This is a genomic window from Longimonas haloalkaliphila, assembly GCF_055379825.1.
The window spans coordinates 522932-547561 of sequence record NZ_AP043948.1 but is presented as its reverse complement, the minus strand read 5'-3'; the positions used below and the strand labels follow the sequence as shown (position 1 = coordinate 547561).

Sequence of the window (24630 nt, the reverse complement as noted above, 5' to 3'; positions counted from 1 at the left end):
ATGGACCGTGCCAACCTCTTAGCCATTGTCTACCTTGTTATCGGTGTTGTTGCCGTCTTTATTGCAGGCCAGCGCCTACTGGCTGGCATGTGGTTTCGGGGAGCGCTCATGACCGGCGCAGCGCTCTTCTGCGCCTACCGCTTCCACACCATGTACTACGATCAAAACGAATCGTAGGCGCCTCCTACCATCGCTCGACCTCGCCTGCCAACCAACATCCAAACAGGCTCTTACGGGCGGATGCGCAGCACATTCTTTTTCCTGAGCACTTCTTTTCTTAGAGTCTGCAGATAGGCGGTAAGCGCGTGACCTGAGTCATGAAGATCCGGAGACGTGTGCCGAGACAATTTATCGCGCGCCACGATGACCGTGCCACGACGACTGCAATCCGGGCTGTCTTCTGCCTGCCCCATATATATGCTCTTCGTGCATCTTACCGCGTGAATCCAAGAACCTGAAGTATCAGGACCCCGCACCTCATCCAACAGATGCAATTGCATGGCTGCTTGAAGAGTCTACCCGGTAGCCTCGGAGGCACATTTCGCACGTCGAACCGCTTTTGCGCTGCTCCGAAGCGCCATGTAAAGAGCCACGTATTGTAGGGTATTATAGGGATGTGCGAATCTGCGTCGCCAGTCTCTCCGTTAAGTCCGTAAAATTGAACGCAGTCCACGTATCGCACTCTTATCACACTCCAGCCCTATGATTCGATTAGACGACACCCACATTCGTCCTTTTCTGGACGACTATACGCGTACCGACTTGCCCCCGGCCATCGCCGAAGCACACCAGACCGTGAAAGATGGCAGCGGCCCAGGCAGCGACTTCCTCGGATGGCGCACGCTCGTTGATCAGCCCGATGACGCCCTGATTGGTGATTTGGAATCCAAAGCCGCTCGCCTGCGACGCGATGCGGATGTGCTGCTTTGCCTCGGCATTGGCGGTTCATACCTCGGTGCCAAAGCCGTCATCGATGCCCTTACGCCCTACTTCCCAAAAACCACCGATGCGCCGGGAGATGACGTGGGGGGAGCCAGCGCCGACCCGACGCAACCGCCAACTGTGCATTTCGCCGGGCACCAGACCAGCGGCGCGTACTTGAAGCAGCTCCTGGCACACCTCGACGGGAAGTCCGTCTTCGTGAACGTTATCTCGAAAAGCGGCACGACCCTCGAAACCGCTCTTGCGTTTCGCGTGGTACGACAGTGGATGGAAGACCGCTTCGACGACGCCGACGATCGCATCATTATCACAACGAGTCCGGAAGGTGGAGCGCTGAATGCGCTGCGAGAAAGCCATGCGTATACGCGTTACGTCATCCCTCCCGATGTAGGTGGACGCTTTTCCGTTCTCACACCGGTTGGGCTGCTTCCTATCGCTGCAGCGGGCATCGACATACGCTCGCTCCTCTACGGCGCGGTCGACATGCACCGCCACCTCGATGATCCTTCTGATAATCCGGCCCTTCAGTACGCTGCGCTACGCTATGCCCTGCTTCAGAACGGGTACGACGTAGAGGTGCTGGCAACGTTCGAACCCTGCCTGGCCAGCATTGGCGCTTGGTGGCAGCAGCTCTTCGGAGAAAGTGAAGGAAAAGAGGGTACCGGACTATTTCCGGCAACGGTCGAGTACACTACCGACCTTCACTCGCTCGGCCAGTACATGCAGGACGGGCAACGCATCGTGATGGAAACCTTCCTCATGGCTGAGGACACCGGAGCCGACATACAGATTCCAAATAGCGAGGCTAACCTCGACGGACTCAACTACGTGGCCGACCGACCCATGAGTGCTGTTACACAAGGAGCATATGAAGGAACGGCCCAGGCCCATACCGACGGGGGCGTCCCGAACTGCACGCTCTGGCTCGATGACATCAGCCCGGGCTCAATCGGCGGGTTGCTCTACTTCTTTGAACATGCCGTTGCCGTAAGTGGCTATGCACTCGGCGTCAACCCCTTCAATCAGCCCGGTGTTGAAGACTACAAGCGTGAAATGTACCAGCGACTCGGTCGCTAATCGCTGACCGTTTACCCCACAGAGCGTCCTCAGAGCAAGGATCGCTCGAATAGAGCCCAGCCTGTCTACGCCAATGTGGACAGGTTGGGCTTTTATTTTGCCTATTCTGGCGATTCGTCAGGTTATCCACAAAATCTGTGGATAACCTGTGGATAAGTCGGGCATAACTTCTGGATAACCGGCAAGTTACCCACACGTCTTATCTTCATGTGCACAACTACCCAGTTATCCACAAATGCTCCCAACTTATCCACAGTGTTGATAACTGTGGATAACATATCCGCTCAATCTGAGCTTTTGCCGTGGATATGTGGATAACATGCCGAAATCTGCTCTGACACGCCTGTACCGACCTACCACTGCCCATTTTATGTGGATAGGTTGTGGATAACTCCCCTAAGTTATTCACATTGAGGCTCTCAGCGTGTGCATAAAGAGGTTTTCCACATATCCACAGCCCCTACTACTAATACAACTTTTTAATTTTAAAATATATATTACTATTATATAAGGGTGTGGAAAACAGAAAAGCGACTCAAGCCATGATTGTGAATCGATACACAGCAGTGTACCACAGGTAGCCATTCTGCTCCTTGTATACCGGAGTATATCACTTGTTGAGCCTCACGTATTCTGTTGCAGTAATACAATGGCTAATCTGGTGGACTGCTTGAAGAGCGACACATTGTCAGTTTTTGTTATCAGTTCACCAGTCCACAGACCAGACAGACGCACCGTCGGTACGAAGCCAAACCGCGCGTCCTGCTGTAGAGTAAACCTCAACTGCACAGATTCGCCATCGCTCCAGAACCTGCGGATGTGGAAATCCAAACATGTTGTAGGCTCCTGCACTAATCACAACATGGGTTCGAGCCGGATCAGAAGTGGATTGAACGAAGGGAAGTGTGCTGCTGGTAATAGATCCGTGGTGAGGAGCTGTCACGATATCACTCTGCAGCTGGTCTCTATAGCGATCCACGAGCTGCCTTTCCAGCTCATGCTCGGCGTCTCCCGTAAAGAGTACCTGAACGGATCCATAATGGAGCGCAATGACAACGGATTGTTCATTTCGTCCATGCAGTCCGTCATTAGCAGGATCCAGGGAAGGAGCAAGCCCAACAACACGAGCATGCGCCCCTAAGGCAAGTGTGTCTCCTCGCAGAATGGGACGGTGCATGACATCAAGGCTATCTACCAAGTGACGCACGTCACGATAGAGCATGCCATCGTCAGGTTGACCATTATCCCATACAGCATCCACGACCCCGGCTCGTAAGAGAGCAGGAAGCCCCCCAATGTGATCAGCATCTGGATGCGTAACGAGCACAGCATCAAGAGAGCGAATCCCCGCATAACGAAGATGAGGAAGAATCGTATGCTCAGCAGCATCAGAATGCGGCGTGCGAAGTCCTGCATCGACGAGCAGATGATGTCCGTCAGGAGTCCGAACGAGTGCTGCATCAGACTGACCAACGTCGAAGAAGAGAATATCGAGTGTGGGCTGCAGCGGGCGTGAAGCTATCGCTCCCCACAGGGTGACAGTAAACACAGCTAAGAGCGCCATAGCGCCATGTGCGGGGCGCCACGTTCGCATCCCTCCAAATATGAGAAGAGCAGCTGACATTGCCGCCACGACACTGGCTGGCACGTGAGGGGCAGCCCACTGCCAGTGACCAAAAGCAGTGGCTCCCCAAGATGCCACCGCAATGAGAGACTGAGTAAGTACATCAGCGGCTGCGCCAAAGAGCATAGCCACGCCAGGTAGAAAGCTGGTTACGAGCGTAAGGATACCTGCAGAGAGCGCCAGTGCCGTAATGGGAATCGCAATCACGTTAAGAAGAAGCCCACCGATCGATACAAAGCCAAAGTGGAGGAGCAGAAATGGAGCCGTTCCAACCAGCGCCGCCGCCGACACCGTAACCGACTGTGCCGTTGACCGGAGGGCGGTACCCCGAGTGCACCATGCCGGCAGAGCATTCATAAGCTTCGGGTTAAACAGCACGATGCCCGTAACTGCCGCAAACGAAAGTTGAAATCCGGGGTCGTAGAGCGCGGCAGGGCGCATCCACAGAAGGATGAGACCGGCTGCACCGAGAGCATTCAGCGTAGCATAAGACCGCTGCGCGAGTGACCCGCCTATCAGAATGGCTGCCATGATCGCAGCGCGCACAACCGATGGACGTGCACCCGTAAGGGCAACGTACGTAATCAGAAGGAGCAGCGTAAAGGCAGCCCGGCTTATGTCAACGCGGCGCTGCGGCCAGCCGAGCCGCATGAGCATTGGGCGTAAGAGCTGGTAGACAACCAGGCCCACGAGCAGTACGTGGAGTCCTGAAACAGCGAGAAGGTGCATGAGCCCGGTAGCAGCAAAGTGAATGCGGTGGTCTGGGTCTACGTCGCTACGATCGCCCAGGAGCAGCGCTTGCTGAATGCCTCGCGCTGCATCGGTATACACGTGGGTGTTGAGTTGCCTGTACACGAAGGCGCGCATACGATGCACGGCGCGGTCGTATCCGGCAGGAGCCGAGGCCCGGCGCATGACGTCTTCCGAAGAGGCAACCCGCAGCGTCCAGTAGATTCCATGCTGGCGCAGGTAGGCGCCGTAGTCAAAATCGGCCGGGTTGCGCGGTGTTGGCGGCGGGCGCAAGCGTCCCTGCATCTGCCAGCGCTCTCCGGCTGTGACCACGGGAAAAGCCTCAGGCATGTCGGCCCACGCAGAATGCTGCCACCGCACCTGTATCTGATCCTGGATATGTAGTGTATCAGTGGCAGTGAATAGGCGGTCTGCCTCAAGCACGAAACGAACAGACTCTTCTGAGGCGACAACCGGACTCCGGATTGTGCCAGCTACCTCTACGGTGAGCGAAGACCCTATAAGGGAAGCGGGAAGCGTACGCAAGCTGTTCGGGGGCGGGCTCTGCCAGAGCGTGTATCGCAGTCCGCCAACGGCGATCAGCACGATGAGGAGCGAGAGGGTGTAGAGCGTTGGGCCTGGGCTAACCAGATGCGTGTGCTGGTGCCAGATACCAAGCACGGCGCCCAGCAGTCCAGTAGCAAGTATGCCGCTCCACACCGTCCAGGTAAGGAAGCCGGTTGCTGCACCCGCTATGCCGAGCGCAAATGCAATAGCACAGGCCAGAAGCGGAACGGTATTTGGCGCAGGCATAGGGGAATACGTTAAACCAGGGCAAGACACGCACAGCCACAGATGCACATGCAGGACACCGCTGGACAGGCAGATGCAACGTAAAAAGCGCACTTGTGCGAATCAGGTGTGAAACCATGGGGTTTGCAGACGCATCCGGAATCAGCCCACGTGCAGAGCAGATACGATGCGTCTGCATTCATCCATGATCTTATCCCTCTACCAATGAGCTCTCGACGACAGGCACGCGAGCGTGTGATGCAAGCGCTGTACGCCCGCGACTTGGCGGGTGGCAAGCCACGCCATCATATATACACCCTGATCGAGCCTGAACTGGAAGGGGATCCGGATGTCCTTGAGTTCGCTCAGGCGCTTTTCAAGACCACGGCAAAGAACGAGCGGCAGATTGACATGTACCTAAAGGCGCATTTGGACAACTGGGAACTCGACCGGATCTCAGCGATCGACCGGGCGGTACTGCGTATGGCTACGTGCGAGCTGCTTCACTTTGAAGACATCCCCCCCAAGGTTACGATCGATGAAGCCATCGAGATTGTGAAACGCTTCAGCACCCCCAAGAGCGGCGACTTTGTAAATGGGATTCTGGACTCGGTGCTAATGGAGCTCTACACCTCAGGAGATCTTAACAAGACTGGGCGCGGCCGTGTTGGTATGGATGCCATTGCCGAGCGGGCTTCGTAAGTACTCATCTCATCTTCTGTATGCACATCTTGTACGAAATTGATACGCCTTGAACCCAAACTCGGTGGAAAGGTATGAGCCCTGTACAGTCAAAAAATAACAGTACGTTTATTTTAAGCACATTGCTTTGTAAACTACAGCCTGATCACCGTCCTTTCCATCTGCGTGTGCGCTACTGAAGCGCCGGCTGTAGCCGCTCTGGTTCTCGCCCACGTGCAGCATCGTTGTCTACATTATGGGCCTTATCGCCATAGGAGATATCCACGGATGTGCCGCATCGCTCGATGCACTGCTCGGTGAAATCGAGCCCACCGAGGACGACCATCTGCTTTTCGTAGGTGATTATATCGATCGCGGACCAGGGTCGCGGGCCGTCATCGATCGGCTTCTGGAGCTGGAAGAAGCCTACGAGTGTACGTTCCTGCGTGGCAACCACGAAGCGCTGATGCTCGACTACCTGGATGCCGGTGCTTTCAACCTGTGGCGCATCAATGGCGGCATCACAACCATGCAGAGCTACCTTTCTGAAGACGGCTCCGAAGTCGTTATTCCTGAAGAGCACGAAGCGTTTGTCCGCAATACGAAGCTCTATTACGAGACCGAGGACTTCTTTTTCGTGCACGCCGGGCTCAAAGCAGATCTCACTATCGAGCAAAACATAGACCAGTTTGGAGAGGAAGTATTCCTATGGGAGCGTTCCCATCTCGATGCAGATTCGTTCGCCTGGGAGAAGCCGGTTGTGTGCGGACACACGCCGCATGCAGAGCCGATCAATCGCGATAAACTGTTGATGATTGACACCGGGTGCGTGTACCACGAACAGCCCGACATGGGAACGCTTACCGCTGTACGCCTACCTGAACGTTCATTCATCGAGGTGAGTTACGCCGACGGCACGCCGGCAGTCCGGTAGCGCCCGCCCGAAGTATTTGCAGGTACCCCCGCAGTCTTCTGGGAGACGGGGCCGGTAAGCAGGCTCATCCTGGCTCGATACCCACCAATAGGCCTGCATCTCTGACGACGCCCTTCCGGAGCGCCTCCGTATCCAACCGCTATTACGCGATATCCGGGTGAAGATGGCGGATGGCTGCCCTACAAACGTGCTGCGATGGCACAATCGCAGTGGTGCCTCGTCCGATGTATGCGCTGCTTTCTTGCACAGGTATGTCCTGTCAGGACGGATCTGTGCAGGCGCCTCCACGGGTGTGGACGCGCTTCGTGTACTGTTGAACTTTTTTCTCGCTTATGTCTCTTCGCTGTGGTTTTGTAGGCCTTCCCAATGTGGGAAAGTCGACGCTTTTCAATGCCCTGAGTAATGCCGGTGCCGAGTCGGCGAACTATCCGTTTTGCACGATCGAGCCGAACGTGGGCGTTGTGCCTGTGCCTGATGAGCGCCTGCATACACTGGGCGAGCTCGCTGAATCGGCGGAGGTAATCCCGGCCAGCATCGAGTTCGTCGATATCGCCGGACTGGTTGAAGGTGCAGCGGAAGGCGAAGGGCTGGGCAATCAGTTTCTGGCGAACATCCGCGAGGTCGACGCGATCATTCACGTGGTGCGTTGCTTTGACGACGACAACGTTGTGCATGTATCGGGGAGCGTAGACCCGGCCCGCGATATCGACATTATCAACACAGAACTTCTCCTTAAAGATCTGGAAACGGTAGAGAAGCGTGTGGAGCGTACACGCAAGCCCGCCCAGACCGGCGACAAAGACGCACAGAAGAAGCTGGATACGTACGAGCGCCTCTACGAGCATCTGGCCGACAGTAACCCTGCGCGCACCTTCCCAGCGAATGAACGAGACCGCCCGCTGATCAACGAGCTATTTCTGCTGACGAGTAAACCGGTCCTTTATGCTGCCAATGTCGGCGAGCAGAGTCTGCCCGACGGCAACGACTACGTAGACGAAGTGCGCGCCATTGCTGAAGAGGAGCAGGCCGAGGTCGTTGTCATATCAGCCGAGATCGAGTCGCAGATTGCGGAGTTCGACGACGTGGCAGAGCGCGAGCTGTTTCTGGAGGAGCTCGGCCTCGAACAGCCTGGGCTGGAGCGGCTTATTCAGGCAGCGTATCGGCTGCTCGGGCTCATCACGTTCTTTACAGCTGGCCCCAAAGAGGCACGGGCATGGACAATCCGTGAGGGGACCAAAGCGCCACAGGCAGCAGGTACAATCCACACCGACTTTGAGCGCGGGTTCATCCGTGCCGAAACGATTCACTTCGAGGACTACGTGGAAGCAGGCTCAGAGGCAGCGGCCCGTGACGCCGGGGTGATGCGGGCTGAAGGCAAAGACTACGAGGTCAAAGACGGAGATGTCATGCTTTTCCGGTTCAACGTGTAGGCATGTCGCCTATCGATGCCCATTCAGGTGGATGCAGCGGATACAGCAGGTACATAGGCGTATGTACGCTCGCCCATATCGCCCCATCCACCAAATACAAACTCGTTCTGGGGCGTTGTGAAAGAGTCGATGCTGGTTTCGATCCCGTAGGTGTGCGCGCTGTGTATCTGCTCGTACGCCTCAAATGAGAGATCGTAGCGCGCATCCAACTGATCCTCGATGGTGAGCGCTTCGATCTCAGCACGCCAGCCGGGGCACACGGTCTCGGCGTGTATCTCGGCCTGGGCGCCCGATCCATACGATCCGACTAACATGCGTTTGCCTACGAGGTCGTTGTTGTGCCTGGCCGCTTCGAGGAGTGCGCTGGCACGGGCCACATGCACCGAGCCGGTGTACCAGTTTCCTGTGCGCCGAGAGAGCGAGAGCGTAGGAGCAACTGTGGCCGTATACCACGTCTGGAAAGGTTCGGTATTGCGAATCGCCTTCTGGTAGTCGTAGCGCGCTTTTTTGTAGGCGTCTGGGTCGTCGAACGCATCAGGTGAAGGAGGCTCGCCCACAAGCCCAAGTAGGGTTTCTTCCTCATCGGTATCTGCGATGAGATGGCGGTAGGTCATGAGTGCCGCTTTGCGCACCATGCCTGGAAAAGGGGTGTGGAATGGCAGGTAGGAAACATCTGCTTTGTGGATGCGGCCCGCCACCGATTCATAGTCGTGCAGCGCCTCACGAACCCGGTCAAGATAAACCCCGATGGATCGCCGTCCGTCAACGCTCGGAAACTGCTGATTGGGTTTCAGGAAGTCCGTTTCATCTTTGCTGCCAATGCCCTGCTCGGTCGACAGCGCAACGATAGAGGGCGTTTCGGTGATGTACAGCGCAACGGCTCCGGCACCCTGTGTAGCTTCGCCCGGATCGTCGCGCTCATACAGAGCGGTATCGGTCACGATGACGAGCGCTCCGCGGCCGCGATGGCGCTTGGCCCGAATCCAGTTGCAGGCATCGTCGACCGCCTGCGTGCCCGAAAGGCACGCAAACTTGCGTTCCCCCTTGTTGGCATGCGACAGGTCGCCTTCGAACACCTGTTCCAGGCAGCCTGCAATGTATGTGGATACGGGCTTGGAGCGGTCGAACGACGATTCAGTGGCTACATCGATACGCCCGATGTCGTTGAGCGTAAGTCCCTTGCGCTCAATAAGACGCTTACAGGCATTCGCGCCCATCGTAACAATGTCTTCATGCACGTCTGGAAGCGAAGAACCGGTAAGCCCGAGGCCTTTCGTATACTTAGCAGGGGCCTCGTCTTTCACGGGTGCAAACGTATTGGGTAGGTCAAGAACCAGCTTGCCGGTCCATATTTCCATTGCGTCGATGCCAACAGATGCCATATCGGTCTGGGATGCCAGAGAGGAAAAGTCGGGTACGTTAGGAGACGTTAGGAGGAGCACATCGGTGTAAAACACCAAGCGCGACAAAAATGAACCCACTTCTTGGTTCGCGGGTACGGAAACGCAGAATACACCGCTCCAAATAGCTGAACAAGCAACGCCTGCACCAAAGTGCACAGCAATGCGAACAAGCTTTTTGGATGCACCAGCCCCGAACAGCGAGGGTTCCAGCGGTGCATGGTCTCTACCATCCATTACGTTTCTGTCGCGTTTATCTTTTTTTGCTCCTTCTTTTGCTATGCGTATCTGGGTTATCTGTGGATTTCTTGCGGGGATGTTGTTTGCCGCAGGTTGCAACGCCGAATCGCCAACCGACACGTCGCCTGCATCTGAAACAGCGTTTGTTCCAGCGTCGCCCGCCGATTCGTTAGCACTGCGTCTGTACGAGGCGCACGGAGGCGAGGCGTGGCAGGCCGCGCCCTACCTGCGTTTTGATTTTGCTGTAGAGCAGGGCGAACAGCAGCGCGTGGTAGCACGCCATCTGTGGAACCGGACAACCGGCACGTACCGGGTGGAGTGGACCAACAGCGAAACAGACTGGGTGGCTCTGCTTGATCTGCATAGCGACGACGATCCTCCTGTAGGCCAGGCCTTTCAAGAGGGAGAAGAGGTCGTTGGCGAGGCGGCAGCTGAGGCACTTCAGCAAGCCTATCAGCGCTACATCAACGATACGTACTGGCTCCTTGCCCCCCTGAAGGTGCTCGACGGGGGCGTGCAGCGGGCCTACGATGCTGATGCATCTACGGCTGGCCGCGAGGTGCTTCACCTCTCGTTTGGCGATGTGGGACTTACGCCAGGCGACCAGTACTGGCTTCACGTTGACAGCGAGACAGGTCGGCTTGTAGAGTGGGCGTTTCACCTTGAGAGCATGCCCGAGGATGCGGAGCGCCGCCGCTTCGTATGGGCGAGCGAAACCGCGTTCGATAGCGCGGCGGGGCGCATCCACCTGCATACCCGAAAAGAAAGCACCGAAGGCAACATGGCCATCACGATGCCGACGCTCAATCTGCCAGAGACAGTAGACGAATCGCTCTTTACAGATGGCACCCCGAATCAGCTTCAGTAGCGGTTGCGTGTAGATCGCACAGCGCTTCTGCCCGGCTCTCAGGCCGGTTATACCGACTCGTTGCAACACGGCCCGAGACATACGCATGGATTATCGGCTTCAAATCGCAACGCGGTACCTGTTTAGTCAGAAGCGCGTGTCGCTCATATCGATCATCACAGGACTCTCCACGGTGGGGGTCGCGCTGGGCGTGGCAGCGCTGATCGTTGTGCTTTCGGTCATGAACGGCTTCTTCGACTTCGTGCGCGACCTCATGGTCTCGCTGGATCCGCACGTGCGCATCGAGAGCACAGAAGCGCCCGGACTGGCTGAGGCTGCAGATCTGGAGCGGCTTGCCCTTCAGTACGACGATGTAGCCTCGGCCTCTGCATTTGTAGAAGGCCGTGCCGTGCTGATGCAGCGCGAAGGTACCGGCTCGGTCCGCACAGTGGTTACGGTGCGTGGCGTAGCACCAGAAGCAACCAATGAGATGCGCGACGCTATGCGGTACGGGCAGTTCGACATCGCCTCTGGCATTACGGGAGATAGCCGTGCCGGAATTGTGCTGAATACCGGATTGGGGCGCTCGCGCGGGCTGGTGCCGCAGGAGGGAGACGATGCGCCGGTCGTCGGTCTTATTTCGGCAGCAGGCATCGAGCAGAGCCTCACCAGCGTCTTCAGCGTACCGCGCCTGCACTGGTTCGGCGTGCGTGGACTCTTTGATATGCAGGCGGTACAAGACGAGAGCCGAGTGTACATTGGCGTGTCGGAGGCGCAGCGTCTGTTCCGGCTCGGCGATCGGGTTTCGGGAATCGACATCCGCCTGCACGACATTGAGCGCGCTGATGCGCTTAAAGCGCAGCTTGAGCGCGAGCTCGATGCAGACGCCTTCACGGTGCGCACCTGGTACGATATGCAGCGCGCGCTCTTCGACGTGATGCAGCTTGAAAAGTGGGGCGCGTGGGCGATTCTATTTCTTATCGTCATTGTCGCCGCGTTCAACATCGTAGGGTCTTTAACGATGGTGGTGATCGAGAAACGCCGTGATGTAGGGGTGCTTCGTGCACTGGGTGTATCGGCACGCAACATTCGCCGTATATTTCTGCTGGAAGGCGCCCTCATCGGCGTGGTAGGAACCGGCATGGGGGCCGGACTTGGACTCGGACTGGCTCTGGCACAGAAGCACTTCGCTCTGGTACCACTCAGTCAGGCCGAGTCGTTTCTAATCGACGCCTACCCGGTGGTTATACAGACCGCTGATGTGCTTGCTGTCGTCGGGCTCGCGTTTGGATTGTGCATTGTGGCTGCGTTGTATCCGGCAGCACGCGCTGCATCGGTGGCCCCTGCCCAGTCCATTCAAGGAGACATGTAGGCAACGTCTTCATCAAAAGCGCGATGGAACTGGGCAGGTCTGTCAATGATTACACTATCTCTTAACAAACAAATGGGTGTAGATCTGTCTACAAAAAGACTGTCAACACACAATGCACAGCCCTGAGTCTCCCGCGCGCGTTTTTTTCCTTTGCAGTGGAGGCAGGATAGATCTACGACAACCTTCTCCGAGTAAACGACGGCCCTCGCTATGGCACGGAAAGATGACTTGACCGGCAAAGGCCCGGTGTCAGGAAATACGGTATCGCGTTCCAACAACAAGCAGAAGCGCCGTTTTCAGCGCAATCTGCAGAAGAAACGGTTCTACATTCCGCATGAGGATCGCTGGATTACGCTGAAAGTGTCGGCAAAGACACTCAAAACGATCAACAAAAAAGGCATCCAGGCTGTGTTGAAGGAAGCGCGTCGGCAGGGAGTCAACGTGTAGTTGGGGCAGAAGCGCACAGCTGACAAAGCTGTACGACGCTGAATAACATGCTCGGCTTTCATGTGCTCATTGAACCATGCGCTGCGCGTGTGGTGTATGTCAGCGAAGGCTGTGCACAGATGTGCTAAGGATGTACACATAGATACCGAAAAACGATATGGCAAAAGGAAACCGCGTTCAAGTTATTCTTGAGTGTACCGAGGCGCCCGGAACCTCGCGTTACCACACCACCAAGAATCGTCGTAACACCACCGACCGGCTTGAGCTGAAGAAATACAACCCGGTTTTGCGTAAGCACACCATTCATCGAGAGAAGAAGTAACCATGGCTAAGCAAAAGAAAGGCGGTGCAGCCAAAAAAATGGCGCGTATCGTATTTGCCCAGAAAAAAGAAAACGGACATTATAGCTTCCGCCAGAAAATGGTGCCTTTGGACAACGTGAAGGAGGAACTGAAGAAGAGCCGTAAGAATTAATGCGGAGCAGGGTGCAGTGGTAGCGGCAAACCCGTCGCGATCCAAGCACCGTAGCAGCGTGGCACGGTGTTGCAAAACATCCACATGCACGCTGCATTTGCAATGTACACACGGGGCGTGGCGCAGTCCGGTTAGCGCACCTGCTTTGGGAGCAGGGGGTCGCCGGTTCAAATCCGGCCGCCCCGACTATCTACGCAGCCGCACAGCATACGGCGTGCTTTTGGCATCCGCTGTGCGGCTCGGGCGTAGGTCAACACACATGTACAACAATCTCCCTGCATCTTTCCCTGCGCCCGTAGCTCAGTTGGATAGAGCAGCGGACTTCTAATCCGCAGGTCGCAGGTTCGAATCCTGCCGGGCGTGCGTTTCTGCAGAAGGTTAGCCACTCCATGTGCAGCACGACGCTACCTCTGGAACCTGTTGCTTCTGCATCTAATAAAGCAATCTACCACCTATGGTGACGTGGCCGAGTGGTTAGGCAGAGGCCTGCAAAGCCTTGTACGGCGGTTCGAATCCGCCCGTCACCTCCAAAGTATATGTCGCCTGTGGTAATCCTATGCCCTTGCTCGCTTCTGAGCAAGGGCTTTTGCATGTAATAAAGATGGCCTACGATGCAGAGCGATCAGGTGGAACCCTGGGTTCATGGGGACAATTGGTATAATCTGCCTCATTTTTCAGGATACATCCCCCCTTATGGTAACGGAAGGTTACGTTCTCCACTGCTACGGCTCCGAAAAGTATGCGCGTCACGCAGTAGCTTCGGTTGCCACGCTCCGCCGCTACGATACGGAGCGCCCCGTAGCACTTTACTGTCCTGAAGAGCACAGCAAATACCTGAAGGAGTCGGGGGTTGCCTCGTTATTTGACCGGGTAGAGCCGCTACCGGAAGCAAATCGCTCCATCGTTGGCTTCAAGCATCACATACACCGGTTTGCGCCGTATGATCGGTGTCTGTTCCTCGACACCGACATGGTATGGTGTCGTGATCCTGATCCGCTCTGGAAGCAGCTGGCAGCCTTTCCTTTTACTGCAACAGGACGTTATCGCGCCGACTTCTTCTTTGGTGGGCCCAAAGGAATAGGAGTTCTCGTAGATATTCTGCTCAACCGTCGCAAGCGTACACTGAAACGGTTTGGCCTCACCTATCTCCCCCGTGTGCAGGCCGGAATGATCTACGTGCAAGACAACAGCATAGCACAAAAGATGTGTGAGGAAGCGCAACACTTTCTGGCACGTGTGGAAGAAACGCACTTCCGAAGTCGACTCAACGAAGGGCGAAGCGAAGAGTCGTGCGAGTGGAGCATGGCCATGGCGATGAGTAAACTGAACCTCCCGGTGTTCTCTTGGATGCAAGGGTATAGCAGCCCACAAATGGACTTTATCGCGGGTCTTACAACGTACGATGCTTTGTTCAAAGAAGTAACGTGCGACTATTACACCGCGCCGCTTGTACATGACCTGCGCGGGATTCCAAACGAATGGGTCCGCAATCTGCTTATGAGCATACTCACACGGCTTCCAGGCTTAGGAGATCACATGCAGATCACGCCATTCGTATTGCACTTTGGCTGGCTTCACCAGAAAAAGCCATTCTACGATTTTGCAGAACAGGTATGGCAAAACCGAACTGAGCTGCTTGCAACTTCGTAAAGCCCAAATCTATCTGTCGATAGAGGGAGTCTCGGAAGATGTAGAGGGCACGTCGTCTGTGCTGGCTTGCCCGTTACCATGTGCGACACGGTCCGTATTTGTCCATAGATAGTTTTCGTCTTCGAGCCATTGCCACAGAGCGGGTAGGAAGGTAATGGCAGCGAGGAGCGTTGCACCAATTCCCACAACAGCCAGCAACCCGATCGACTGTAGACCGGGATGAAAGCTTATCAGCAGGCCTCCAAACCCGATGATCGTTGTGAGGGAGCCGATGGTGACGTGCTCACCTGTAGAGCGCAGTACGGGCCAGATGCTTCCGAATCCCTCCTCGCGGTAGCGGTGCACCAGGTGTACCCCCGCGTCGTTTCCGATGCCAAGCACAGCAGGCAAGACGACCATATTGTAGAAGTTGAGGCGCAGGTCAAAGAGCTGCATGATAAGAAGCATCCAGAGCACCCCTACGACCAGTGGAATGAGCGCAAGCGCGGCCCATCGCACGCGACCAAAGTTTACGTACATCAGCAACATCACGATCAGAAACGTAGCTGCAATCATGTATGGGGACTCCGCTTGCATCAGCCGGAGCATATCGGCTGCTACGATCGATGTGGAGCCAGCGTGATATGTGGTGCCGTCGTTCAGCACCACTGTACCTACCTCCTCAGCAAACGCCATGGAGTTGCGCCCGTCAGAGAGTCCGACCGATGGGTAGACCATCACAAAGCGGCCCAGTTCGCCATCGCGCGTGGTAAACTGCTCGCGTAGGAAGTCGGGCACATTCTCCAGTGGAATGGGGGCCGTAGTCTGTGCGGCACGGCGTAGCCGCTCCATATCTTCCGAGGTATCTTGCCGCAGATACTGGTTTTCGTTTACCGTTTCCCGAATGGAGGCGATGCGCTCCAGCTTATTGCGCTGTGTTTCTTCCGTAACTGGAAAGCGCTCTTGTAAGCTTTCCACGGCCAATATAGTAGACCCCTCTTGGTTTGCACGTTCGCGCAACGCATCCACAATACGGGGCACGTCTTCCTGGGCATCCGCGACGATGTAGGCTGGGTTGCGACGGTCTTCGTCGCCGGTGCTTACTCTGTTGATCACGTCGGCCCGTTCGCGGTATTCTTCAAACACAGGCTCAAGCGATCCAAAATCATACTCGAACTGGGCCTGTGGAAGAAGAACGAGAGAGGCAATGACCGCGACGATGCTGGCAATGATGATGCTACGTGCCCAGGGGTATCGGCGCTCATCGACATCGACTGCTTCGCGCGCAGCTACTGTGCGCCCGCGCAGGTCAATGAGTGAAAGCCGCTCCAACACGGTGAGCAGAGCAGGCATGACCACGGTCATAGCAAACAGAGCGAAGAGCACGCCGATGCCCGCAATGACGCCAAACTCACTGAATCCTTTGAAGTCGGCCGCATAAAGGACGAGCAGGGCTGATGCGGTCGTAAGAGCACCAATAGCAATGGCTTGACCGGTGCTCTGGAAGGTCGTTTCAATAGCATCGGAGATGCGAGCGCCCCCGCCCCGTTCCTCGGCATAGCGCCCGTAGAAGTGAATCCCGAAGTCGATGCCAAGTCCAAACAGCACAAGACCGAGTGTGGACGTCATGAGGTTCAGCGACCCAAAGGCGAGGTATGCCACGCCTCCTGTCCAGAGCAGACTCATGAGCAAGGGGCCGCCAATCACAAGCGCCATAACGGGGGCACGCAGTATTTCACTGATGAGTACCCGTCGGTTTACGGTGCTGCCAACGCGTGCGCTGTAGGACTTGTACATGAAGTACAGCATCACAAACAGGAGCAGCACGGTTACGCCGGCTCCGAACGACTCGGCGACATCTGTCTGAATGGTCTGTATTTCGGTAAACTGCCGGTAGAGACGTCCGGCCAGGGTCACCTCCATATCGGCGTGGTACCCGGCAGGCTCCATCTCGGCAACGAGCGCCTCCAGGTCGTCGTAGAGCTCGCGAATAAACCCGATATCGGTGCTGGTGGCCGTAGGGTAGAACCGTACGACCATGGTTGTGCTATCGTCCGAGATCGGATACTCTGTGCCGATGAGGCGGTCGTACATAGCTTGCAATTCAGCCCCGTCATCGTCTTCCTCATCCTCATCAAGGTCGAAGTAGAACGGATTGGCTTCGAGCTTAGCCTGCTCGATCGTGTCTTCCAGAAAGGCGTCGACGCGGTCGAGCTCTTCCTGAGAGGCAAAGTAGAGCGCGTTATCTTCCAGAAACTCGGTTTCGCGTTTGTATTCGACCCGAGACAGGTACGGCTCGCCCGTGCTTTCACGTGTTAGGTCGAGAGCGCGAGGGATGAGGTCTTCAGCAAATGCTTTATTGGCCTCGAACGACGGACTCTGGATACCAACGGCCAGGTCGCTTTCGCCGCCTACGTTGTCGCGGAGCCGCTCCAGGGCCTGTACGCTGTCGTAATCGCTTGGGATCAGCTTCGAAAAGTCGGTGTCGACGCGCAGGTTTTGAGCAAAGAACACCCCGATGGCCGATAAAAGCACTGCGCCAGCCAGGACCCATCCGGCATAGTGAACCACGCACTGCATAAAGGGGCGCAGGGCCCGAAAAAGTCGGCTCATAGTAAAAAGGCATCGTGTTCAGACAAAAGCGGGATAAGGCAACGTTGAGCGCCTCATCGGGTTGATGGAGATGCTATCGAGAGCGGTAGTCTGGGCGCTGGATCTGGGGGCGTATCTCGATTTTTCCAAAGTCAGCTTTTGATTCTGAGCCGGTCTCTGTAGAGTCGGTCCAGAGCGAGATGCCGATGGGTACGTCGGGAGCGCTGCGTCCAAATACGCTGTCATAGTCTTCGACGACATCGCGTTCAATTGTTACCCACTCGCCCACATTCCCGTCTTGGCCTGAGGCTACAACGATGACGCGGAGGTTCGTAAAGCTGACTACGGTGCCTACAGGCAGCGTGCTGCTGTAGGTGTACTTGATGCTACGTGGCAGGCCCAGCCAATTCGTTTCAAACGTGACGTATAGGGCAGCCCCGGTATCGTTGAGCCCGCTCTGGTCTTCACGTGCTCCTTCAGGGAGCTTCTGGGCGCGCCAGGTCCATCGCAGTCGGGGATACTCGTTTAGATCCCACCGGATGCCCCCCTGCTCGCCGTTGGCAGCCAGTGACATGCGTATGGCTTCGCCACGGCTCTCGCCACGAAGAAATTTTCTGCCGTTTTCCTCCGTAACGTAGAACTTCTGGTTGTCATCCATATGAAGCGCCATGGGTTCGAGTGTACCGTCACGCTCGGCATGCCCCCAATTAGAAGGGACTTCACCGGTTGGCGTGCTCTCAAAGTCCTCAATAGTGATTGCTCCTGAATCACGCTGCGCCTGAACAGTGGGAGGAAATGCCCCGCCTCCAATTAAAAGAAAAAGTGCAATCGGTAAAAAAATACGAGCCATAGCAGGGAGACCAATGATTTTTAGAAAGCTGATAGGTAGCGTCAATTGTGGCAAAGGACTACAGCATGGTTTCTTGGCGCTGTAGCGGTCTGGCACGTGGCAAAGAGACCTGCAGGAACATATTATACCACCTTACCAGCGTGCTTTTCCGTAGTGCAACCCGGATACCAATCTTTCTAATGGGCTTCTATGGCCTTTTTAGGGGTGCCCGGCCTTGCCAAGTGTGCATTTCAGTAGACGCTCAAACAGGTGTGTGCTACACGTTTACACGCAAAAAGCTTATAGAAGAAGGGCTCATAAAGTCGCGAAGACTATCAGCGAAGCATAGGGCGAACGGTGCCTTCTGGTATCCACATTGCTTTGGGAAATAAAACTCTGTACGGTCTATCGTAATAGCCGAAACAAATGCCATAAAAGTATCAAGCCCATGGCGTACGCATATGAATACAGACCAGATCGTAATCTTTGCCTCGTGTCTCTGCTGTTTTCTATTAGGAAGCATCTGAAAACTCTTCGCGGGTTGCGCGCCGTCGCGTAGCCGCCAAGAGCATACTGCTTGAGCTTGACTATATGAGGGATCATTTCGCATCTAACAGCCACACAAGCCCCGAGAGTCTATGCACTATCTCGAAAATCAGGAGGGAGCTTCTCTTTCTGCTGTTCCACATCAATTGGGTCGTCTTCCCAAATAGAGAGTCCGACAAAGAGAAGCAGGTTAAATGCTTTATCAAGCATGCTATGCACCAGCATTAGTCCGGCAATAAGAGCACGAGGCACTTGCACAGCCTCTGCGATTTCGATAGCTACCCCTACGCCCACCAGGTCGCGACTCGGAATAAAGGGAATACTATTCGCAATGATCTGTATAGCGAGAAAGGTAAACCACGTCTGAATCGGGATATCGGGGGCAACCACCGCCCATTGCACGATCTGTAGGGCTTGCACGACCAAGAGACGAAGCACGTGTAGCCCAAATAGCGATGCGATTAGCGAGCCGGTGATCTGAAAGATGGAGTTGCGAAACTGGATACCGACGGCAATCAGTGCAACAAACACTACGCCTCCGGCCAAAACATACGTGATATTTTGTTCGGTGACTGCGGCTGGTAAGACCATTAAGCCGCTAAAGAAAAACAAAGCCAGTAACCCAAAGGCAATAATCGTTGAAGCGATTGACGAAATGATCGCATTGTCTTTGATCCCATGCAGAATTTGCATGCCGGGCTGGCTCAACCGCTTGCGCGCCCAAAAGTAGAGGTAGACCTCTCCTGAGTAGCTCATAACATCGCGGTTGTACACGCGCTTTTTCAAAGAGGCGGGAAAGATGCGCCATGGCGCCATTCTGAATATGAGTCCGTAAATAACGGACTGAAACGAGGGCAGCGTCAGGTACATGGCAAAGAAAATGACATAGAACCATGGGGTGCGCGGAAGCGAAGTCCATAGCTGCTCCCAGCCAATTGAGACAATTTGGTAGAACAGATACCCAATGACACTTGCAGTGATCACATATCGCACGCCCTTGAGAACCCGCTTCCCCAGAGAGGTATCAAAAAACGCCGAGATACGAGATTTGTAGCGTCGCAGAACCGCTCTAATGTTAGATAAGAAGGCCATAGTGTGAGCAAGTAGAAAACATGCATGCCATGCCCGGGCCGAGGAAGACTGCTCGCAAGGCCTGTAAGCAAAGGGTCTCGTTCACAATGGATAGATTAGGTGTTGGATCCGAGTCGGCCTTGCAGAACTTGTAGGAACAGGTGCTTATCTGTCTTTGTGATACTCATCTGATAGGAACCACCTAAAAATTGCTCTTATGACGTCTCGTACTCGCTCTGTCCGTGTGCTCGTCGGCACGCTGATTGTGTATGCATTACTTGTTGCCCCACATGAAGGAGAGTTCTGGCCTTTTAGCATTTATCCTATGTTCTCACAGGGGGGCAATCCGTGGTCGCGTGCCGTCGTGTATGATGTGACTGATAATCTTGGTGAGAGTGGTGAGCCTCTTGCCTGGGAGACTGTTCAAGATGAAGACGCACTTCCGGGGAAGCCGTTTGCGCTTGGTGATCATAGCATTGACCCCATCGACTTATCGAACTTCGTGTCGAAAACGGAGATATGGCATGCCGAACGGGTGCAGGGGCTGCGTCAGATGTTCCACGATCATGTGGGCCAGCGCGATCTGCTCGTGGTGCGTGTGAACGGACGTATTACTGCACAAGACTCAGTGGTGGTCGAATATGTCCCGTATGCCCTCCTGCGCGACGAGGGTACCGAACTTCACTCTGATCTACCAACAGCGCAGGCCCCCCAATAAAGCAGGCCCCCAATAAACGAGGCTGCGCTACACTTACTGCTGTGTGCATCGCTTAACGGCCACGACATTATGTCCCGACTTCAATCGCTTCTTCCATACGTTACGTTTTCCTCTACTGGAGGGTGGAATCTATGGACCAATCTGTTCGATTTCGATCGGGAGGAAACACCTGGAGAAATTATCTTTTCCCGCCTCTTTGAGTTGTTTGTCATTGCAGGCACGATCTACCTTGCATGGTCGTGGGGGCAGTATATCGTGCGTATCAGTGACATTGTGTTGCCACTTGGCATCGCGATCTATGTGGATGTGTCGTTCATGTTTGGAAATACACTTCCGCTCATCAATGCCGGGATCATTTCAGCGCTGACTATTGCGGGCTTCCTACGGTTGTCTCGGTACGCTTACTTTGTTGCATTTTTGCTTCTTCATCTTCAGTTCGTATCACGGTTTGTACTGGGAGAGATTCCTCATAGCTCTAACGTTCTGGGCATGACGCTCCTGGGGATTGGCTTGACGATGATGTTCTTCCAGAACCCACGGATTCGTCGCCGATTCACGCTTGGGTTCACATACTTCTTTATTGGGCTTGGATATACCAGTGCAGCATTCTGCAAATTTATTGGCACGGGGCTCCATTGGGCCGATGGACGCCACCTGTGGCTCTGGATTCACGAGAAAGGGATTGATGCGTTTGCTCTGACGGGCAGTCTGGAGTTTAATGCCCTTCAGGAGGTGGCTCTGGGTAGCTTTGCAGTTGCTACGCTCTTTCTTCTCGTTGGCCTCATTTCTGAACTGTTTGCCTTTCTAATGTGGTGGCGTCCGCTTCGTACTCCACTCGTGTTAGCAGTTATCGGCCTGCACATTGGCATCTACTGGACGATGAATATCATGTTTACGCTCACCTTCATGCAGCTTATTCTGCTGGCATTGCCGTGGGAGAACTGGATCGACCGCCTGCTCCCCCACCGTGCCAAACAGATGCTGATGTATGGCGTGCCGTCTAAGCCGTCACGCTACTCTGTTGCGTCCTGATGGCGGGTGCTCCACTCTTCGTGAGAGGTGTAGGTCTGAAAAATGTTAAACCTGAATGAGTCGTTCAAATATTGCTTAAAAGCTTTGCGCATGGCTTCGGAAAGCTGAAATCGCGGATGCTGAAACAGATCTTGTTTCACGAAACGGTACCATCCGTAGAGCAAAAAGTCTTTCGGATTGTTGCGAATGCGCCGCAGAAAGTGGTCTTGCTCCCAGAGGTTATCGCCGTGAAAATACCGCAGGTAAAGCCCCGAATGCTCTCTGGGTATGATGTGATAGCGGCGCTCACGCCACTCATCTACGTACACGGTGTCGTGCACGCGCGGCAGGTTCGGATACCGAATGTCTGCGCTACGCCGATGCATGATTGTTGGAGGAACGCCGTTTGGCAACAAGCCAATAAACGGATGGTCGAAGTAGTCTGGCCGGTCAACATGCATAAGCGTTCCAGCAAGTGCACAGGCGTCGTACCCCTCTTGCAGTACCTCAACCTGGTGCTCAAGCCGGGTAGGATGTGACCAGTCATCGTCATCCCATTGCGGTACAATAAACTCTCCTGTAGCCTGTTCAAGAGGGATGTTGCGTAGTGCTCCCACAGTCATCCCCGGCTCCTTTTCCTGATATGTATAGCGTACCGGTCCGGGCACATCCTCTAACAGGTGCTCGATACGTTCTTGCCCATTGTCGACAACAATCAGTTCTGTGTTTGGATAGGTTTGTTGCGCATAGCAATGCAGAGCACGAGGCACAAGGTGCGGTCGGTCTGCGGTAAGGAGCAAGCAGCTTACTTTGGGGAGAGCCATGGTATGGTACACTTTATGGGAGTGCGGGCAACCAAACAGCCGAAAAGTTGCGAAAGCGATAGAAAGTAGCGATAGAAGGTTCGTTCTGCAACGCAAAGGGGAGGCAGTAAATCCCGGAAGGTATTCACTGGATGTACATGCGATGCAGGAAAAGGGACGATTCAGGCCATTTCTATTTGTTCACGCATCGGCTATTATATAGGTTCACGTTTTGATTCTGACCAAACTAACTGGATCCTCTCTCATGGCCTACCCCTACGACCAGATCGAAGTCGGCGACTCGTATTCGATGAAGCGGGTCATCACAGCAGAAGATGTGCAGACGTTTGCCGATATTACCGGAGACGATAATCCACTTCATGTAGATCCGGACTATGCAGCAGAAAACTCGCGCTTTGGCAAGCCGGTTGTACACGGCGTGTTCTTGCTGGGGCTTATCTCGAAGGTGCTCGGACGCGATTACCCGGGGCACGGAAGTATTGCGGTGGGGATCTCGTGCCGCTTTCTACGCCCCGTGCCTGTAGGGTCTGAGGTGACCGTCGAGATCAAGGTGTCCGACAAAAACGAGGAGCGCGAGCACATCAAGGTACGAACGTATGTCTACCTCGATGGAAAAATGGCGCTCGGCGGAGAGGGCACGGTCATTCCTCCGTCAGAAAAAGACGTGGCCTGGGCCAAAGCGCATCAAGACGGGGTATCGTAACAGCTGCCTTCCCCTGCACGGGTCCCTGTATGCTACTACTGCATCAGATGTGCAGGGAGACGTACAGACGTACACGTGAGCAGCGGTAACCCGTTGCTTGATGAGAGCGCTGCTCGTTCAGCGTGGCAGTTTCAGCATACGGCCGGGCTCGATCATCTCGCCTTCGTCAACCTGGTTGATGATCGCCAGGTCGCTGAGCGACAGATCCGAGGGCAGGGCCGATTCGTCTACAAACGATCGGAACGGGGCACGCCGCGACACTTCATGCAGGCCTACCCGGGTCGGCTGCCGGTTTAGTTTGTCTGAGTCGCGCAGCGGCGCAAATCCTTCGATCGTGCGAGCAAACACGTCGCGGTAGGTATCGTAGCGGTCGCGGTTGGTTAACCCCTGAAAGACAAGCTGCGCGCCCTCATGCTCAAAGAAGTAGGCTACAACGCGCAGGGCGCCCCCACCTTGCTGGTCTGCCTCACCAAGTACACGCTGCGCACGAATGCCGTTGAAGCTACGCGTGCTGCGGTCGAGCACGCGTAGCCCTTCTTGGCTGGCGAAGGCCTGTGCCGACGCCTCGGGGCTGTCTTCCTGTGCAAACGAAAGTCCGAGAATCGCCTGCCGGTTGGGTTCTACGAGTACCACCTGTCGGGCCTGGTTCACAACCTGATACTGCTGGGGGACGGGAAACTGGAAGCGCAGGTCAGGATGGTAAAACGAGCCGTTCTCGGTAAAACCCTGACGTGGATTCTCGCCAAGCACGAGCCCTTCAATAGCGTTGAGATGTTCGGCTTCGTTTCGTTCGGTCATTGGCGTACGCTGGCGCCACTCATCCGCCATTTCACGCACACGGACCTCACGGTTGCCTGGGTCGGGGTGCGACGACTGCCAGGTTGGAAGGGCCTGCCCGCTCTGCTCCTGGATGCGCTGCAGCGTGGTGAAGAACGCAGCCCCTTCGCTGGCCTCGTAGCCAGCAAGAGCCGCATACTCAACGCCCAGCGCGTCAGATTCCCGCTCGTGTCCTCGGCTGTAGCTGAGCGAGATGAGTTGTGAGGCCGCCCCTCCCAGATTCAAGATCTGACTGCCAGCCCCCTCTCCGATGAGCCCCTCCCCCAGTACCGCTCCACCGATTAACCCGATCTGGGTGATCTGCTGACGGGCGGCACGCTGCGAAGCGTGCCGGGCGGCTACGTGGGCAATCTCGTGCCCCAGCACCACTGCAAGCTGCGCTTCGTTGTTCATGTGGGCCAGCAGTCCGCGTGATACGTAGATGTACCCGGCCGGAAGGGCAAATGCGTTCACGATCGGACTGTCGAGCACCCGAAACGTGAACTCGGTTTCGCGAAATTGGGCGGGGGTGTCAGCGCGCCGCATGTGGCTTTCAGCGAGTACGCGCCGCGCTACACGGTCGACATACGCCCCCAGCTCTTCATTGTCATACACGCCGTACTGCTGCTGAATCTGCTGGTCGGCCTCGCGGCCCAACTGTCTCTCTTGCTCCCAGGAGTATCCGAGCGCGCGTGTGTTGCCTGTAACGGGATTAATGCCACGCGTGCATCCCGTCAACAGCAAGGCTACAGCCAAGAGAAGCACGGGCCAGACCGCCACGCGGTGCATCCACAGGACGTCTGTCGGGCGATGTTGAGTGGGAAGCGTAAGCGGGTTTCGTTGCATGATGTGCGTCGTCAGTCAGTAAGTAAGATATTGGCTGTAGCGTAAATATAGCGCCA

The 24630-nt window shown here is 55.4% G+C and carries 21 protein-coding genes and 3 tRNA genes; 17 read left to right on the top strand and 7 right to left on the bottom strand.

All coding sequences use genetic code 11. From position 1 onward, the window contains the following. Positions 1–177 carry a hypothetical protein gene (locus tag ACZ48V_RS02160; protein WP_464541163.1) on the top strand — a complete coding sequence of 59 codons (177 nt, stop codon included), beginning with the start codon at positions 1–3 and terminating at the stop codon, positions 175–177. Between the two features lie 525 nt (positions 178–702). Further along, entirely contained in the window at positions 703–2019 is a 1317-nt protein-coding gene (locus ACZ48V_RS02155; protein ID WP_464541161.1) for a glucose-6-phosphate isomerase, read from the top strand. 706 nt (positions 2020–2725) lie between these two features. Here ACZ48V_RS02155 and ACZ48V_RS02150 read toward each other — a convergent pair. Beyond that, the gene (locus ACZ48V_RS02150) at positions 2726–5185 is read right to left on the bottom strand and encodes a DNA internalization-related competence protein ComEC/Rec2 (protein ID WP_464541159.1); all 2460 of its coding nucleotides are present in this window, start codon (positions 5183–5185) and stop codon (positions 2726–2728) included. A gap of 204 nt (positions 5186–5389) precedes the next feature. On the opposite strand from ACZ48V_RS02150, the gene nusB reads away from it, so the two are divergent. The 3 genes from nusB (at position 5390) to ychF (ending at position 8209) form a co-directional block, all read left to right on the top strand. Then, positions 5390–5866, top strand: a complete 477-nt coding sequence (gene nusB, locus ACZ48V_RS02145; RefSeq protein ID WP_464541157.1) for a transcription antitermination factor NusB — start codon at positions 5390–5392, stop codon at positions 5864–5866. Between the two features lie 235 nt (positions 5867–6101). Next, entirely contained in the window at positions 6102–6779 is a 678-nt protein-coding gene (locus tag ACZ48V_RS02140; RefSeq protein WP_464541155.1) for a metallophosphoesterase family protein, read from the top strand. Between the two features lie 332 nt (positions 6780–7111). Continuing rightward, positions 7112–8209, top strand: coding sequence for a redox-regulated ATPase YchF (gene ychF / locus ACZ48V_RS02135; protein ID WP_464541153.1), 1098 nt, complete (start codon positions 7112–7114; stop codon positions 8207–8209). Positions 8210–8232: 23 nt separating this feature from the next. Here ychF and ACZ48V_RS02130 read toward each other — a convergent pair whose 3' ends face one another. Continuing rightward, positions 8233–9591 (bottom strand): hydroxymethylglutaryl-CoA synthase, encoded by a 1359-nt coding sequence (locus ACZ48V_RS02130; RefSeq protein ID WP_464541151.1) that lies wholly within the window; start codon positions 9589–9591, stop codon positions 8233–8235. Positions 9592–9889: 298 nt separating this feature from the next. On the opposite strand from ACZ48V_RS02130, the gene ACZ48V_RS02125 reads away from it, so the two are divergent. The 9 genes from ACZ48V_RS02125 (at position 9890) to ACZ48V_RS02085 (ending at position 14639) form a co-directional block, all read left to right on the top strand. Continuing rightward, positions 9890–10717 carry a hypothetical protein gene (locus tag ACZ48V_RS02125; protein ID WP_464541149.1) on the top strand — a complete coding sequence of 276 codons (828 nt, stop codon included), beginning with the start codon at positions 9890–9892 and terminating at the stop codon, positions 10715–10717. Positions 10718–10802: 85 nt separating this feature from the next. Next, on the top strand, positions 10803–12068 hold the full coding sequence (locus ACZ48V_RS02120) for an FtsX-like permease family protein (RefSeq protein ID WP_464541147.1): 1266 nt from the start codon (positions 10803–10805) through the stop codon (positions 12066–12068). A gap of 210 nt (positions 12069–12278) precedes the next feature. Further along, the gene (rpmB, locus tag ACZ48V_RS02115) at positions 12279–12515 is read left to right on the top strand and encodes a 50S ribosomal protein L28 (protein WP_353564015.1); all 237 of its coding nucleotides are present in this window, start codon (positions 12279–12281) and stop codon (positions 12513–12515) included. 157 nt (positions 12516–12672) lie between these two features. Beyond that, positions 12673–12837: a 50S ribosomal protein L33 gene (gene rpmG, locus ACZ48V_RS02110; RefSeq protein WP_098061231.1), complete on the top strand. Its 165-nt coding sequence runs from the start codon at positions 12673–12675 to the stop codon at positions 12835–12837. A gap of 2 nt (positions 12838–12839) precedes the next feature. Next, positions 12840–12989 (top strand): hypothetical protein, encoded by a 150-nt coding sequence (locus ACZ48V_RS02105; RefSeq protein WP_353564014.1) that lies wholly within the window; start codon positions 12840–12842, stop codon positions 12987–12989. Between the two features lie 111 nt (positions 12990–13100). Beyond that, positions 13101–13175, top strand: a tRNA-Pro gene (locus tag ACZ48V_RS02100). Between the two features lie 103 nt (positions 13176–13278). Further along, positions 13279–13352, top strand: a tRNA-Arg gene (locus ACZ48V_RS02095). 93 nt (positions 13353–13445) lie between these two features. Further along, a tRNA-Cys gene (locus tag ACZ48V_RS02090) sits at positions 13446–13519 on the top strand. A 163-nt stretch (positions 13520–13682) separates the two neighbouring features. Beyond that, positions 13683–14639, top strand: a complete 957-nt coding sequence (locus tag ACZ48V_RS02085; protein ID WP_464541144.1) for a glycosyltransferase family protein — start codon at positions 13683–13685, stop codon at positions 14637–14639. 9 nt (positions 14640–14648) lie between these two features. Here ACZ48V_RS02085 and ACZ48V_RS02080 read toward each other — a convergent pair whose 3' ends face one another. From ACZ48V_RS02080 to ACZ48V_RS02070, 3 genes are all read right to left on the bottom strand, one after another. Next, on the bottom strand, positions 14649–17231 hold the full coding sequence (locus tag ACZ48V_RS02080; RefSeq protein ID WP_464541142.1) for an efflux RND transporter permease subunit: 2583 nt from the start codon (positions 17229–17231) through the stop codon (positions 14649–14651). A gap of 73 nt (positions 17232–17304) precedes the next feature. Beyond that, entirely contained in the window at positions 17305–18060 is a 756-nt protein-coding gene (locus tag ACZ48V_RS02075; protein ID WP_464541140.1) for a DUF3047 domain-containing protein, read from the bottom strand. Between the two features lie 615 nt (positions 18061–18675). Further along, positions 18676–19677: a hypothetical protein gene (locus ACZ48V_RS02070; RefSeq protein ID WP_464541138.1), complete on the bottom strand. Its 1002-nt coding sequence runs from the start codon at positions 19675–19677 to the stop codon at positions 18676–18678. 196 nt (positions 19678–19873) lie between these two features. Here ACZ48V_RS02070 and ACZ48V_RS02065 point away from each other — a divergent pair, with 196 nt between their 5' ends. Beyond that, positions 19874–20374 (top strand): hypothetical protein, encoded by a 501-nt coding sequence (locus tag ACZ48V_RS02065; RefSeq protein ID WP_464541136.1) that lies wholly within the window; start codon positions 19874–19876, stop codon positions 20372–20374. A gap of 69 nt (positions 20375–20443) precedes the next feature. Beyond that, positions 20444–21406: a hypothetical protein gene (locus ACZ48V_RS02060; protein ID WP_464541134.1), complete on the top strand. Its 963-nt coding sequence runs from the start codon at positions 20444–20446 to the stop codon at positions 21404–21406. Here ACZ48V_RS02060 and ACZ48V_RS02055 read toward each other — a convergent pair. Beyond that, positions 21388–22209 carry a glycosyltransferase family A protein gene (locus tag ACZ48V_RS02055; protein ID WP_464541133.1) on the bottom strand — a complete coding sequence of 274 codons (822 nt, stop codon included), beginning with the start codon at positions 22207–22209 and terminating at the stop codon, positions 21388–21390. The genes ACZ48V_RS02060 and ACZ48V_RS02055 overlap by 19 nt on opposite strands. 244 nt (positions 22210–22453) lie before the next feature. Here ACZ48V_RS02055 and ACZ48V_RS02050 point away from each other — a divergent pair, with 244 nt between their 5' ends. Next, positions 22454–22912 (top strand): MaoC family dehydratase, encoded by a 459-nt coding sequence (locus ACZ48V_RS02050; protein ID WP_353564009.1) that lies wholly within the window; start codon positions 22454–22456, stop codon positions 22910–22912. 117 nt (positions 22913–23029) lie between these two features. On the opposite strand, the gene ACZ48V_RS02045 is transcribed toward ACZ48V_RS02050, so the two are convergent. Then, on the bottom strand, positions 23030–24574 hold the full coding sequence (locus ACZ48V_RS02045) for a M48 family metalloprotease (RefSeq protein ID WP_464541131.1): 1545 nt from the start codon (positions 24572–24574) through the stop codon (positions 23030–23032). Between the last annotated feature and the right edge of the window lie 56 nt (positions 24575–24630).